The sequence below is a fragment of the Polaromonas sp. genome (assembly GCF_030682935.1).
GTDB lineage: Bacteria > Pseudomonadota > Gammaproteobacteria > Burkholderiales > Burkholderiaceae_C > Polaromonas.
On the sequence record NZ_JAUXNA010000194.1, the window covers coordinates 1 to 13796 of the forward strand.

The window sequence follows — 13796 nt, forward strand, 5'->3', positions numbered from 1 at the left end:
CTGAGCGAGAACGAGGAGTTTGCGCAGGCCTGTGCCAACGCGGGGCTGGCCTTCATCGGCCCGCCGGCGTCTGCCATCAAGGCCATGGGCCTGAAGTCCGAGTCCAAGCAGCTGATGGAAAAGGCCGGCGTTCCGCTGGTGCCCGGCTACCACGGCAGCGACCAGAACCCGGCCATGCTCAAGCACGAGGCCGACCGCATCGGCTACCCGGTGCTGATCAAGGCCAGCGCCGGCGGCGGCGGCAAGGGCATGCGCGCGGTGGACCGGGCCGAGGATTTTGTGGCGGCGCTGGCCAGCTGCAAGCGCGAAGCCATCAACAGCTTTGGCGACGACGCCGTGCTGGTCGAAAAATACGTGCAGCGCCCGCGTCACATCGAAATCCAGGTGTTTGGCGACATGCATGGCAACTATGTTTACCTGTTCGAGCGCGACTGCTCGGTGCAGCGGCGCCACCAGAAGGTGCTTGAAGAAGCCCCGGCGCCCGGCATGACGCCGGAGATGCGCACCCAGATGGGCCTGGCCGCCGTCGCCGCCGCGCGTGCGGTCAATTACGTCGGTGCGGGCACGGTGGAGTTCATCGTCGAACAGCACGCCGACGGCAGCATGAATTTTTTCTTCATGGAAATGAATACGCGGCTGCAGGTCGAGCATCCGGTGACCGAAGCCATTACCGGGCTGGACCTGGTGGAGTGGCAGTTGCGCGTGGCGTTTGGCCAGCCTTTGCCGCTGGCGCAAGAGCAGCTGCGCATCAACGGCCACGCGATCGAAGCCCGCATCTGCGCCGAAAACCCGGACAACAACTTTCTGCCCACCACCGGCACCCTGCATGTTTACGGCAAGCCGGTTTGCACTGCGTTTGAACGTGGCTTGGTGCGCATTGACGATGGCGTGCGCGAAGGCGACACGATTTCGCCGTTTTACGACTCCATGGTGGCCAAGCTGATCGTGCACGGCCAGACGCGTGAAGAGGCGCTGGCCCGGCTGGACGAGGCGCTGGCGCAAACCCGCATCGTCGGGCTCAGCACTAATGTGCAGTTTCTGCGCTACGTGGTGCGCAGCCCGTCGTTTGCCCAGGCCAACCTGGATACGGCACTGATTCCCCGCGAAGAGGCGGTTCTTTTCAAGCAGGAGCCGGTTGGCTTGCCCATGGCAGCCGCTGCGGCGATTGCCCAGACGCTGCTGGGCGAAAAAGCCACCGAAGGCAGCGACCCGTTCAGCCGCCGCGATGGCTGGCAAACGCATGGCGTGACGCAGCGGCCTTTCGAGTTTGACTTCCACGGCGAGCACGCCAAAGCGGCATTGACCTATCTGCATGACGGCGCTTTGCAATTGACGGTGGGCGACGTGTCGGGACCGCTGGTGTTTGCCCAAGGCGGGCAAGGCATCGACATCCAGTTCGCGGGCCAGCGGCTGACGGCGGCGGTCTATACCCAGGGCGAGGTGGACCATGTCTTTACCGCCAGGGGCGCGACCCAGATCACGGCCCTTGATCTGCTGGCCCATGCGGGCGAGAGCCACACGGAAGGCGGACGCCTGACCGCGCCCATGCCCGGCAAGATACTGTCGTTCTCGGTCAAGGCCGGCGACAAGGTTAGCAAGGGCCAGCCGCTGGCGGTGATGGAAGCCATGAAAATGGAGCACACGATTGCAGCACCGGCCGACGGCGTGGTCGAGGAGTTGCTGTATGCGCCGGGCGACCAGGTGACCGAAGGGTCCGAACTGCTCAAAATCGCTGTCTAAACTTTCTGGATGAGTCAATGCGCATCAGTTTTTGCTGTACCGATACCAAAGCCCAGCCCTGGCTGGACGGCCTGCGTGCCGCTTTTTCCGGCGCTGAGGTAGAGGTCTGGTCTGCGGGCGCGCTGCCTGCAGATTACGCCGTGGTCTGGGCGCCGCCGCAACAGTTCATGGATGAGCAAACCCAACTCAAGGGCATCTTCAATATCGGCGCGGGCGTCGATGCCTTGTTGACGCTGCGCCTGCCGCCCGGCGTTCCCGTCGTCCGGCTCGATGACGCCGGCATGTCGGTGCAGATGGCCGAGTACGTGTGCCATGCGGTGATCCGCCATTTCCGCGAATTAGACGGCTATGAAGCGGATGCGGCGCAAGGCAAATGGTCCTACCGCAAGCCGCGCCTGCGCCAGGATTTTCCGGTCGGCGTGATGGGCCTGGGCGTGCTGGGCGAACGTGTCAGCCGGGCACTGGCGCAGTTTGATTTTCCGGTGATGGGCTGGAGCCGGACCGCCAAATCCATCCCTGGCGTGCAATGCTTTTCGGGCGACGCCGGCTTCAACGATTTTCTGGCGGCCACCCGCATCCTCGTGTGCCTGCTGCCGCTCACGCCGGATACCGACAACATCATGCGGCAAGGCACGCTGGCCCGGCTGCAGCCGGGCGGCTATGTCATCAATGTGGCGCGCGGCAGCCACCTTGTGGATGAAGACCTGATCGCGCTGATCGACAGCGGCCATCTGGCCGGCGCCACACTCGATGTGTTCCGCACCGAACCGCTGCCTGCGGCGCATCCGTTCTGGACGCACCCCAAAATCACCGTGACCCCGCACACCTCTGCCCGCACGCTGCGGGAAGAAAGCATTGCCCAGATTGCCCGCAAGATCACCGCTCTCCAGCGCGGTGAACCGGTTGCCGGCGTCGTCGATCCTGCGCGGGGTTATTGACAAGCCGGCGTCGCCACGTCAGGGGCGGCGACGCTGATTCAACCTGCCCCAGCCCATTTCCCTTTGTTGGTGCAGGGATTAGTAAGCATTGGGTAAGCGCAGGGTAAGTGCTTGGTAAGCCCATCCGCTTAATCTCCACCCACTGACTATTATTTGGAGACGACGATATGAATGATGATTTGGCCCAACGGATTGCGAGCAATCCAAAATACCAGGAGCTTAAAGCCAAGCGCTCAAGTTATGGCTGGTGGCTCACACTGGCGATGATGGTCGTTTACTACGGCTTCATCCTGCTGGTGGCCTTTAACAAGCCGTTTCTCTCGCAGCGCCTGGGTGCGGGCGTCATGACCCTTGGCATTCCCATCGGCTTCGGCGTCATTGTTTTCACGATCGTGATCACCGCCATTTACGTCAAGCGCGCCAACAAAGAGTTTGACGACCTGACTGCAGAAATCACCAAGGCGGTACTGAAATGAACTACAAGTCTGACAACACGCGGCGCATCCTGACGCTGATCGCCCTGTTTGGCGTCTCGGCGGTGGCATGGGCTGCCGGCGCGGATTTGGGCCAGGCTGAAAAGCAGCCCACCAACTGGACGGCCATCGGCATGTTCGGCGCTTTCGTGGTGTTGACACTGTTCATCACCAAGTGGGCGGCGTCCAAGACCAAATCAGCCGCTGACTTCTACACCGCAGGCGGCGGCATCACCGGCTTTCAGAACGGGCTGGCGATTGCTGGCGACTACATGTCGGCGGCCTCCTTCCTGGGCATTTCAGCGGCCGTGATGGCCAGCGGCTTTGATGGCCTGATTTATTCCATCGGTTTTCTGGTCGGCTGGCCGGTCATCACCTTCCTGATGGCCGAGCGTCTGCGCAACCTGGGCAAGTTCACCTTTGCCGACGTAGCCGCTTTCCGCTTCAAGCAGGCGCCGGTCCGCATTTTTGCGGCCTCGGGCACGCTGGTCGTGGTGGCTTTTTACCTGATCGCCCAGATGGTCGGTGCGGGCCAGCTGATCAAGCTGCTGTTTGGCCTGGAATACTGGATTGCGGTGGTCATCGTCGGTTCGCTGATGATGGTGTACGTGCTGTTCGGCGGCATGACGGCCACCACCTGGGTGCAGATCATCAAGGCTTGCATGCTGCTGGGTGGCGCGACCTTCATGGCGGCCATGGTGCTCTGGCACTTCGGTTTCAGCCCTGAAGCCATGTTTGCCCAGGCCGTGAAGATCAAGGCCGACCTGGCGTCGGACAGCGGCAAGACGGCCGAAGAGGCCGCCAAGCTGGGGCAGTCCATCATGGGCCCGGGCAACTTCGTCAAGGATCCGATTTCGGCCATTTCGTTCGGTATGGCGCTGATGTTCGGAACCGCCGGCCTGCCGCACATCCTGATGCGCTTTTTCACCGTGCCCAGCGCCAAGGAAGCGCGCAAGTCGGTGATGTGGGCGACCGGCTGGATTGGTTACTTCTACCTGCTGACCTTCATCATCGGTTTTGGCGCCATCACCTTCGTGCTGACCAACCCGTCCTTCCTGGACGCCAAGGGCGGCCTGATTGGCGGCGGCAACATGGCGGCCATTCACCTGTCCAATGCCGTGGGTGGCAACGTGTTCCTGGGCTTCATCTCGGCTGTGGCTTTTGCCACCATCGTCGCGGTGGTGGCGGGCCTGACGCTGTCGGGCGCCTCCGCGGTCTCGCATGACCTTTATGCCACGGTGATCAAAAAGGGCAAGGCTGACAGTGCGTCGGAGCTGCGCATCTCGAAAATAACCACCCTGGTCCTGGGCGTTGTCGCCGTGGTGCTGGGCATTGCCTTTGAGAAGCAAAACATCGCCTTCATGGTGTCGCTGGCCTTTGCGATTGCAGCTTCGGCCAACTTCCCGGTGCTGTTCATGTCGGTGCTGTGGAAAGACTGTACGACGCGCGGCGCGGTGATTGGCGGCTTCCTGGGCCTGATCTCGTCGGTGGCGCTGACGGTGGTGTCGCCTTCCGTGTGGGAAGCCACGCTGGGCAACCCCAAGGGCTCGGCGCTGTTTCCTTACGCCTCGCCGGCTTTGTTCTCCATGACCATCGGCTTCCTCGGTATCTGGCTGTTCTCCATTCTGGACAACAGCAAGCAGGCCAGGATCGACCGTGCCGGCTTCCTCGCGCAGCAGGTGCGGTCTGAAACCGGAATCGGCGCTGCGGGTGCATCGGGACACTGATGTTGTCTGTTTGACGAGGGCGGGCCGTTTGGGCCGCCTTGCGATAAGCTAAAAGGACTGCAGGATCATTGCCTGCAGTCCTTTTTTTATGGGACCCCCGCCATGCCGGATCATTTTTCAGATGCTTTCTCTTTTGATGCGCCACCTTTTGACAGCCTGAGTCCGGAGCAGCAAGCGCTGGTGCAGGGCGCCTTGAGTCGGGTGTCTTTCCCGAAAGATGCCGTGATCCTCACACCCGACATGGACCCCGCCCATGTGTATGTGCTGATCAAGGGGCATGTGCAGCAGACCGAGGCGGGCGAGGTGGTGGCGGTGTACGGTCCGGCCGATTTTTTTGCCTTTCGTGCCGTGATGGCTGGCCGCGCCAGCGGCGTGCTGCAAGCGCTGGACGAGGTCGAAGCCTGGCAGATACCCGGCAGCACGGCGCGGGCACTGATTTCGGGCAACGCCCTGTTCAGCGCCCTGGTGTTTGCCGACCTGTCGCACCGGCTCTCGGCTGTGGCGGAAAGCCGCAAGAGCCGGGAATTCTTGTCGCTGATGATGGTGCGAATCCGGGATGCCTACATCCGCAAGCCCTTTTTTGTGGACGGCGGGCTGGACCTGGTGTCGGTCTGCCGGTTGTTGTCGGCGCAGGGGCTGGGCAATGCGCTGGTGCGCGACACGCAGGGCGGGGTGGAGCGCATTGGCATGTTTACCACCACCGACCTGCGGGATGCCCTGCTGCTACCAGTGCCGCCCCAGGCGCTGGCGGTGCGTGAGGTGGCGCAGTTCTCGCTTGTTTCGTTGCCCGCGGACGCTGAACTGTCTGACGCGCTGCTGGCGATGATCCGCCACCGCGTCCATCGCGTGCTGGTGCGCGAAGGTGATGAGATCCTGGGCGTTCTGAGCCAGCTCGACCTGATGAGCTTTGTCTCTAACCACTCCCACCTGATTGCGCTGCAGGTCGAGCAGGCCGGCTCCATCGGTGAACTCCAGACCGCCGCCTTGCAGATGGACGGCCTGATTGCGCTGCTGCACAGCGGGGGCGCCCGGATCGAGCTCATTTCCAGTCTGGTGAGCGAGCTCAACCGGCAGCTTTTTGCGCGGCTGTGGGCTTTTGTGGCGCCGGCAGATCTGGTCCGCAACAGCTGCCTGATCGTGATGGGCAGTGAAGGGCGGGGCGAGCAGATTCTCAAGACCGATCAGGACAATGCGCTGCTGCTGCGCGACGGCTACGGGTGTCCCGAACTGGGCGAGAGCGTGCAGCGTTTCAACCAGGCCTTGACGGCGTTCGGCTACCCGCTCTGCCCGGGCAACATCATGGTGACGAATCCGCTGTGGTGCCAGCCACTGTCCGGCTTCAAAGACACTGTCCGGCGGTGGCTCTATGGGGCCAATGCAGATGGGCCCATGAACCTGGCCATTTTCATGGATGCCCGGGCGGTGGCGGGCGACGCGTCGCTGCTCAGGCAGGCGAGAGACTATGCCCACAGCAGCATGGCAGGCAGTGACGCGTTCTTTGCCCGGTTTGTGACCGCTGTCGATCAGTTCAGCGAACCCGGGGGCTGGTGGGCCCGCCTGGCCACGCTGCGCGGACGCGACGAGCAGGTGTTTGACCTTAAAAAGCTGGGCACCTTCCCCATCGTGCATGGCGTGCGCGCCCTGGCGCTGGAGCATCGCCTGGACGAGGTCGGCACGGCGGCGCGCCTGCGCGCGCTGGTCGGTCGCCAGCACATTCCGCAGGACCTGGCCCGCGACCTGGTCGAGGCGCTGCATTTTCTGATGAGCCTCAAGCTCAGGAACAATCTGCAGCAAAAGCAGCTGGGCCAGACGCTGGACAACCTGTCGCATCTCTCAAGCCTGGGGACGCTGGATCGTGATCTTTTAAAGGACTCGCTGGCCATCATCAAGCGCTTCAGGCTGTTTCTGCGACTGCACTACAAGCTTGAAACTTGATGCGGGAGGGGGCGGATGCGGCGCGTTGAAAGCGGATGTTTCGCTCAAGGTGGGTGCCTGTTTTTGCGATACTGAAGGCTATCAAAGGAAACAGCCATGAAACTCCCTGCCAAAGTCAAACTCGTTGATGTCGGCCCGCGCGACGGCCTGCAAAATGAAAAGCAGCCGGTGCCCGCCGCAGTCAAGATCGAGCTGGTTCACCGCCTGCAGGACGCGGGCCTGAAGAACATCGAAGTCACCAGCTTCGTGTCGCCCAAGTGGGTGCCGCAGATGGCGGACAACGCCGAGGTGATGGCCGGCATTCAGCGCCAGCCCGGCGTGTGCTATTCGGTGCTGACGCCCAACATGCAGGGCTTCGAGGCGGCCCTCGATTCGCGTCCCGACGAGATCGTGGTGTTTGCTGCCGCGAGCGAGGCCTTCAGCCAGCGCAACATCAACTGCTCGATTGCCGAGAGCATTGAGCGCTTTCGGCCCGTGGTCGAGGCCGCGCGCGCCAGGGGCATTCATGTGCGGGGTGCCATGTCATGCACCGTGGGCTGCCCGTACGAGGGCGAGATCGCGCCCGCGCGCGTCGAGATGCTCGCTCGCCTCATGAAGGGCATCGGCGTGCAGCATGTGGGTGTGGCCGACACCATTGGCGTGGGCACGCCGCTCAAAGTGCAGCGCGCGCTGGAGGCGACGTTGCGGCACTTCGACATCAACGACGTGTCCGGTCATTTTCACGATACCTACGGCCAGGCGCTGGCCAACACCCTGGCCAGCCTGGAAATGGGGGTGTGGCAGTTTGATACGTCTGTGGCGGGCCTGGGCGGCTGCCCTTATGCCAAGGGCGCCACCGGCAACGTGGCGACCGAAGACGTGGTGTACCTGCTGCACGGCATGGAGATTGAAACAGGCATTGATCTGGACAAGCTGATTGACGCTGGCAAGTTCATCAGCGATTTCCTGGGCCGCCAACCCGGTTCCCGCGCCGCCACCGCCTTGCTGAACAAGAGGGCGGGTTAAGCTAAGCATGGGCGGTGGCGCGCAACGCCTTTCACGCCTTTGACGCGCCAGGTTCACTGACGCCGACAGTTTTTTGTTGTGAGAAGTGTGTCTAGGTGTTTTCCCTCGACGTGTAATCGCTAACCCTAATATCAGCTTTTTTATCAGTTGACTGTAAGGAATCGCCGCCAAAGTCCACCTCGCATCACCGTGGCGCAGGCCAGGGTCTGTGTTCGCTCAGCGGTCCAAGCCGCTGAATTCGTTTCCTTAAAAAAGGGGGATTTCATGAAGGAAGACTTAAGCAGTCACGCCTACTGGAAAGCCACGCTCGGCCTGTTAACCAAGATCATGATCATCTGGTTTTTGGTGTCGTTCGGTGCTGGCATCCTGTTTGTCGATCTGCTCAACAACATCAAGCTCGGTGGCTATCCGCTGGGCTTCTGGTTTGCCCAACAGGGCTCTATTTACATCTTCATTGTGCTGATTTTTTATTACGCCAAGAAGATGAACGATCTCGACCGTCAGTTCGACGTTCACGAAGACTGAGGACTCGATCATGGATCTACAAACCACTATTTATATCGGTGTCGGTCTGAGCTTCGCGCTCTACATCGGCATCGCCATCTGGGCCCGTGCTGGCTCCACCAGTGAGTTCTACGCTGCCGGCGGCAGTGTTCACCCCATTACCAACGGCATGGCCACGGCAGCCGACTGGATGAGCGCTGCGTCGTTCATCTCGATGGCCGGCCTGATCTCCAACATGGGATACGGCGGCGGACTGTTCCTGATGGGCTGGACCGGCGGCTACGTGCTGCTGGCGATGCTGCTGGCACCGTACCTGCGCAAGTTTGGCAAGTTCACCGTGCCGCAGTTCATCGGCGACCGCTTCTATTCCAAGAGCGCCAGCATGGTGGCTGTGATTTGCCTGTTGACCGCCTCCATCACCTACATCATTGGTCAGATGACCGGTGTGGGCGTGGCGTTCTCGCGCTTCCTGGGCGTGTCCAGCGAAGTCGGCATTTACGTCGGCATGGGCATTGTGTTCCTGTACGCCGTGTTCGGCGGCATGAAGGGCATCACCTATACCCAGGTGGCCCAGTACATCGTGCTGATCGTGGCCTACACGGTGCCTGCGATCTTCATCTCGCTGCAGCTCACCGGCAACGTGCTCCCGCAGCTGGGCCTGGGCTCCACCATGACAGGTACTGACATCTCCTTGCTGGCCAAGCTTGACATGGTCGTCACCGACCTGGGCTTTGGCCAGTACACCACCACGACCGCCGGTAGCACGCTGAACATGTTCGTGTACACCCTGTCGCTGATGATTGGAACCGCTGGCTTGCCCCACGTCATCATGAGATTCTTTACGGTGCCTACGGTGAAAGACGCACGTTCTTCCGCCGGTTGGGCGCTGGTGTTCATCGCCATTCTGTATACCACGGCACCCGCCGTGGCTGCGATGGCCAAGCTGAACCTGCATGGCACGGTGAATACCGCCGTGAAGGCTGGCGGCGACCTGTATGCCCCCGAGGCCAGCATCAAGAACGAGGATCGCCCCGACTGGATGAAACGCTGGGAAAAAACCGGTCTGCTGAAGTTTGAAGACAAAAACGGCGACGGTCGCATTCAGTACTACAACGACAAAAGCAAAAACGAGGCGGCTACCGCCAAGGCTGCTGCTGCTGGCTGGAAAGGCAACGAGCTGACGGTTAACCCCGACATCATCGTGCTGGCCAACCCCGAAATCGCACTGTTGCCCAACTGGGTGATTGCGTTGGTGGCGGCGGGTGGTCTGGCAGCTGCGCTGTCCACGGCGGCAGGTTTGCTGATGGCCATTTCTGCTGCGGTGTCGCATGACTTGATCAAGAACGTCTTTGTGCCGGGCATCAGCGAGAAAAATGAGTTGCTGGCGGGCAAGATCGCCATGGCGGTGGCGATTGTCATCTCCGGCTGGCTGGGTCTGAATCCTCCCGGGTTCGCGGCGGGTACGGTGGCTCTGGCCTTCGGTATCGCGGCCAGCTCGCTGTTCCCTGCCATCATGATGGGCATCTTCAGCAAGAAGATGAACAAGGAAGGCGCTATCGCCGGTATGCTGGCGGGCCTGGCCGTGACGCTGTTCTATGTGTTTGCACACAAGGGCATCTTCTTCATCAAGGGTACGGACTTCCTGCCCATGATTGGTGGTGCCAACAGCTTCTTCGGCATCACGCCGGAGGCCTTTGGTGCGGTCGGCGCACTGGTGAACTTTATCGTCGCCTTTGCGGTGGACAAGTTCACCAAAGAGCCACCAGCCCACATCCAGGCCATGGTGGAGGCTGTGCGTATCCCGCGTGGTTCCAAACTGGTGGACGGCTCCCACTAAGGGTGCTGCTCACAGCCTGAACTGTTCTCTTGCCCTTTGGTTTGGGCGAGAGCGACAATAATGGCCCTGCCGGCGATGCTGGTAGGGCCTTTTTTACTGAAATTTTGGAGTCCTGCATGGTTTTTGATGTCAGTGTCGCTTTGACATGGATTCTTTTTTTGGCGCTGTTTCCGATGGCCTTTATCTGGCTGCGCCGGGCTTGGCGGATCGTGATCAAACGCGATTTTTCCGAGGTCGCCCTCAAGAGCGGCCAGTCGCCGCCAAATCCGGAGAAGTTCGCGCCCTATGAGATGGCGGTCAACCTGATCGCCGGCGCGGTCGTGGTGGTGGTCATCGTGACCGTGATGCTCGGTCAACTCGATTACGGCACCTGGTCGGCCATCGCCGGCAGCACCATCTGGTGCAAATTTTTCGCGAGTTTCGCGCTGTCCCGCCACGCGCATTCCAACTGGTCCCGGCCCAAGGCCTGAGCTGCGTCAAAGCCGGCGCGGGACCCTTGATAAGGAGGCTGCAGTGTTCAAAGGACTTGGTGCACAGCGTCTGGTCGCCCTGTTTGTTGGCGGCTGGCTGCTGTTCAACTTTCCGCTGCTCGGTCTGTGGGACCGCGATGCCACGCTGCTGGGCATCCCGCTGTTCCCGGCGGCCCTGTTCATTCTCTGGGGGCTGCTGATTGCCGCCATCGCCTGGCTGATGGAGCGGCCGGGCCAGGCCCACCAGGACGACTGATGATCTCGCCAGTCGTGGTCATAGGCGCCTCGTTGGCCTACCTGCTGCTGCTGTTCGCAGTGGCTTATTACGGCGACAGGCGGGCAGCAGAGGGGCGCTCCATCATCGCCAATCCCTGGACCTATGCGCTGTCGCTGGGGGTGTACTGCACCGCATGGACGTATTTTGGAAGCGTGGGCCGGGCCGCCTCGGGTGGGGTGTGGTTTTTGCCCATTTACCTGGGCCCTACGCTGGCCATGGTGCTGGGCTGGATGGTGCTGCGCAAGATGATCCGCATCGCCAAGGCCTACCGCATCACCTCCATTGCCGACTTCATTGGCAGCCGCTATGGCAAGAGCCCTTTGCTGGCGGGGCTGGTCACGCTGATTGCCGTGGTCGGCATCGTTCCGTACATCGCGCTGCAGCTCAAGGCCGTCTCGGCCGGCTACGCGCTGATGACCACGCCGGACGGCGCGGCCATTTCTGCGCCGCTGCACTGGAGCCGTGACAGTGCCTTTTATGTCGCGCTGGTGCTGGCGGGTTTCACCATGAGGTTTGGTGCGCGGCACCTGGACGCCACCGAGCGGCACGAGGGCATGGTGGCGGCGATTGCCTTCGAGTCGGTGGTCAAGCTGGTGGCTTTCCTGGCCGTGGGCCTGTTTGTGGTGTACGGCCTGTTTGATGGCCTGGCCGATTTGTTCGCACGGGCCAGGGCCGTGCCATCGCTTGAGAAGCTTCTGCGGCTGGAGCAGGGTGGCTCGTTCTCCTGGACCCAGTGGTTTGCCCTGACCCTGTTGTCCATGCTGTCGGTGCTGTTTTTGCCGCGGCAGTTTCAGATCATGGTGGTGGAAAACGTGCGTGAGAGCCATTTGCGCCGCGCCGTCTGGGTGTTTCCGCTCTACCTGCTGCTGATCAACCTGTTTGTGCTGCCGATCGCGCTTGGCGGGCTGCTGTATTTTGGCGACAGCCCCATGAATCCCGAGAATTTCGTGCTGTCGCTGCCGCTGGCCGCCGGCCAGCACGCGCTGGCGCTGTTCGTGTTCATTGGCGGTTTGTCGGCCGCCACCGGCATGGTGATTGTCGAAACCATTGCCGTGTCGACCATGGTCAGCAACGAGCTGGTGATGCCGCTGCTGCTGCGCACCCGCCACTTCCGCAGCGGCGCCGGGCAGGACCTGACCCGGGTGCTGCTGGGTATACGGCGCGCCGCCATTTTGGGCGTGCTGGTGCTGGGCTATGTGTACTTTCATCTGGCCGGCGAGGCCTATGCGCTGGTCAGCATCGGGCTCATCAGCTTTGCCGCCGTGGCCCAGTTCGCGCCAGCGGTGCTGGGTGGGCTGTACTGGAAGGGCGGCACCCGGCGCGGTGCGCTGGCCGGTTTGCTGGCTGGTTTTTTGATGTGGGCGTACACCCTGATGCTGCCGTCAATTGCCAAATCGGGCTGGCTCGGCACCGATTTCCTGACGCTGGGTCCGTGGGGGCTGACGCTTTTGCGGCCCGAACAACTGCTGGGCCTGCAAGGCCTGGACGGGCTGACGCATGCCCTGTTCTGGAGCCTGCTGGTGAACATGGTCGCCTATGTCGGCCTGTCGCTCTGGCGCGCCCCCTCGGGGCAGGAGGCCAGCCAGGCGCTGCTGTTCGTCGACGTGTTTCATCGCACGGCGGCGTCAAGCCCGGTGTTCTGGCGCGGCCAGGCCAACGTGCCCGACCTGCTGCACCTGTGCGAGCGCTTCATGGGCGTGCCCAAGGCCAGGGCTTTGTTCGAGGCCTACGCCCGCCGGGCCGGCGTGCGCCAGGGGGATGCCCTCCGGCCCGATGCCCGGCTGGTGCAGTTTGTCGAAACCCAGCTGGCCGGGGCGGTCGGCAGTGCCTCGGCCCGGGTGCTGGTGGCCTCGGTCGCGGAGGAGGAGGTGCTGACGCCCGAGGACGTGCTGCGCATTCTCGACGAAGCGTCGCAGATCCGCGCCTACTCGCGCGAGCTCGAAGACAAGTCGCGCTCGCTCGAGCGTGCCACGGCCGAATTGCGCCAGGCCAACGAGCAGCTGAAAAGCCTGGACCGGCTCAAGGACGATTTCATGTCCTCGGTCACGCACGAACTGCGCACCCCCCTGACCTCGATTCGCGCGCTGGCCGAGCTGATCCAGGGCGACACGGACATGGCGCCCGAACAGCGCCAGCACTTCGTGGCCATCATCGTGGCCGAGACCGAACGGCTGACGCGCCTGGTCAATCAGGTGCTGGACCTGGCAAAAATAGAATCGGGCAACGCCGAGTGGCACAACACCGAGGTGGACATGCGCGCCCTGCTGGGCCGGGCCGTTGAGACCACGGCCGAAATGTTTCGCGAACGGCGCTGCGCGATCGAATTGCGCCTGCCGCCGCAACTGCGCACGCTGCGGGCCGACCCCGACCGCCTGATGCAGGTGGTGCTGAACCTGCTGTCCAACGCCGCCAAGTTTGTGCCGGTGCCCGGAGGCCGGGTGGTGGTGAGCCTGGCGAGCGATGTCAGTGGGCTGACAGTGCGCGTGCAGGACAATGGTCCGGGCGTGCCCAAGGAGCAGCAGGGCCTGATTTTCGAGCGCTTTCGCCAGGGCGGCGACGGCATCAACCGGCCGCAGGGCACCGGCCTGGGCCTGCCCATCAGCCGCCAGATCGTGGAACACTTTGGGGGGCGCTTGTGGCTGGCGTCCAGCCTCGGGCAAGGCGCCTGCTTTTCGTTTCACCTGCCCTGGGCCGCGCCCGTGCCCGATGCGGCCTACCCCCAACAAGGAGACACGCCATGAGCCAAAAAATCCTGGTCGCGGATGACGAACCGAACATCGTGATTTCGCTGGAGTACCTGATGAAGCGCGAAGGCTATACCGTGCTGGTGGCCCGCGACGGCCAGGAGGCGCTGGACGCGATTGCCCGTGACAAGCCCGATCTGGTGCTG

At 62.4% G+C, this 13796-nt stretch carries 11 protein-coding genes; all 11 read left to right on the top strand.

Annotated features, from left to right (window positions below; translation table 11 throughout):
• Positions 1 to 1740, top strand: a 1740-nt coding sequence (locus Q8K05_RS08595; protein ID WP_305246216.1) for a biotin/lipoyl-containing protein, incomplete at its 5' end; no start/stop codon positions are given.
• A 17-nt stretch (positions 1741 to 1757) separates the two neighbouring features.
• On the top strand, positions 1758 to 2678 hold the full coding sequence (locus Q8K05_RS08600; protein WP_305246217.1) for a glyoxylate/hydroxypyruvate reductase A: 921 nt from the start codon (positions 1758 to 1760) through the stop codon (positions 2676 to 2678).
• A gap of 167 nt (positions 2679 to 2845) precedes the next feature.
• A complete protein-coding gene (locus Q8K05_RS08605) occupies positions 2846 to 3154 on the top strand; it encodes a DUF485 domain-containing protein (RefSeq protein WP_305246218.1) in 309 nt (102 codons plus the stop codon).
• Complete coding sequence (locus Q8K05_RS08610) at positions 3151 to 4878, top strand: cation acetate symporter (protein WP_305246219.1); 1728 nt, start codon at positions 3151 to 3153, stop codon at positions 4876 to 4878. The genes Q8K05_RS08605 and Q8K05_RS08610 overlap by 4 nt, the downstream gene beginning before the upstream one ends.
• A gap of 102 nt (positions 4879 to 4980) precedes the next feature.
• Positions 4981 to 6813 (top strand): putative nucleotidyltransferase substrate binding domain-containing protein, encoded by a 1833-nt coding sequence (locus Q8K05_RS08615; protein WP_305246220.1) that lies wholly within the window; start codon positions 4981 to 4983, stop codon positions 6811 to 6813.
• Positions 6814 to 6909: 96 nt separating this feature from the next.
• Positions 6910 to 7818, top strand: a complete 909-nt coding sequence (locus tag Q8K05_RS08620) for a hydroxymethylglutaryl-CoA lyase (RefSeq protein ID WP_305246221.1) — start codon at positions 6910 to 6912, stop codon at positions 7816 to 7818.
• A 264-nt stretch (positions 7819 to 8082) separates the two neighbouring features.
• Positions 8083 to 8343 carry a DUF4212 domain-containing protein gene (locus Q8K05_RS08625; protein ID WP_305246222.1) on the top strand — a complete coding sequence of 87 codons (261 nt, stop codon included), beginning with the start codon at positions 8083 to 8085 and terminating at the stop codon, positions 8341 to 8343.
• 10 nt (positions 8344 to 8353) lie between these two features.
• Positions 8354 to 10159 (top strand): sodium:solute symporter family protein, encoded by a 1806-nt coding sequence (locus Q8K05_RS08630; protein ID WP_305246223.1) that lies wholly within the window; start codon positions 8354 to 8356, stop codon positions 10157 to 10159.
• A 116-nt stretch (positions 10160 to 10275) separates the two neighbouring features.
• Complete coding sequence (locus tag Q8K05_RS08635) at positions 10276 to 10629, top strand: hypothetical protein (protein WP_305246224.1); 354 nt, start codon at positions 10276 to 10278, stop codon at positions 10627 to 10629.
• Between the two features lie 43 nt (positions 10630 to 10672).
• The gene (locus tag Q8K05_RS08640) at positions 10673 to 10885 is read left to right on the top strand and encodes a hypothetical protein (RefSeq protein WP_305246225.1); all 213 of its coding nucleotides are present in this window, start codon (positions 10673 to 10675) and stop codon (positions 10883 to 10885) included.
• The gene (locus tag Q8K05_RS08645; protein WP_305246226.1) at positions 10885 to 13647 is read left to right on the top strand and encodes a sensor histidine kinase; all 2763 of its coding nucleotides are present in this window, start codon (positions 10885 to 10887) and stop codon (positions 13645 to 13647) included. Before Q8K05_RS08640 ends, Q8K05_RS08645 begins: the two co-directional genes overlap by 1 nt.
• Positions 13648 to 13796 lie beyond the last annotated feature (149 nt).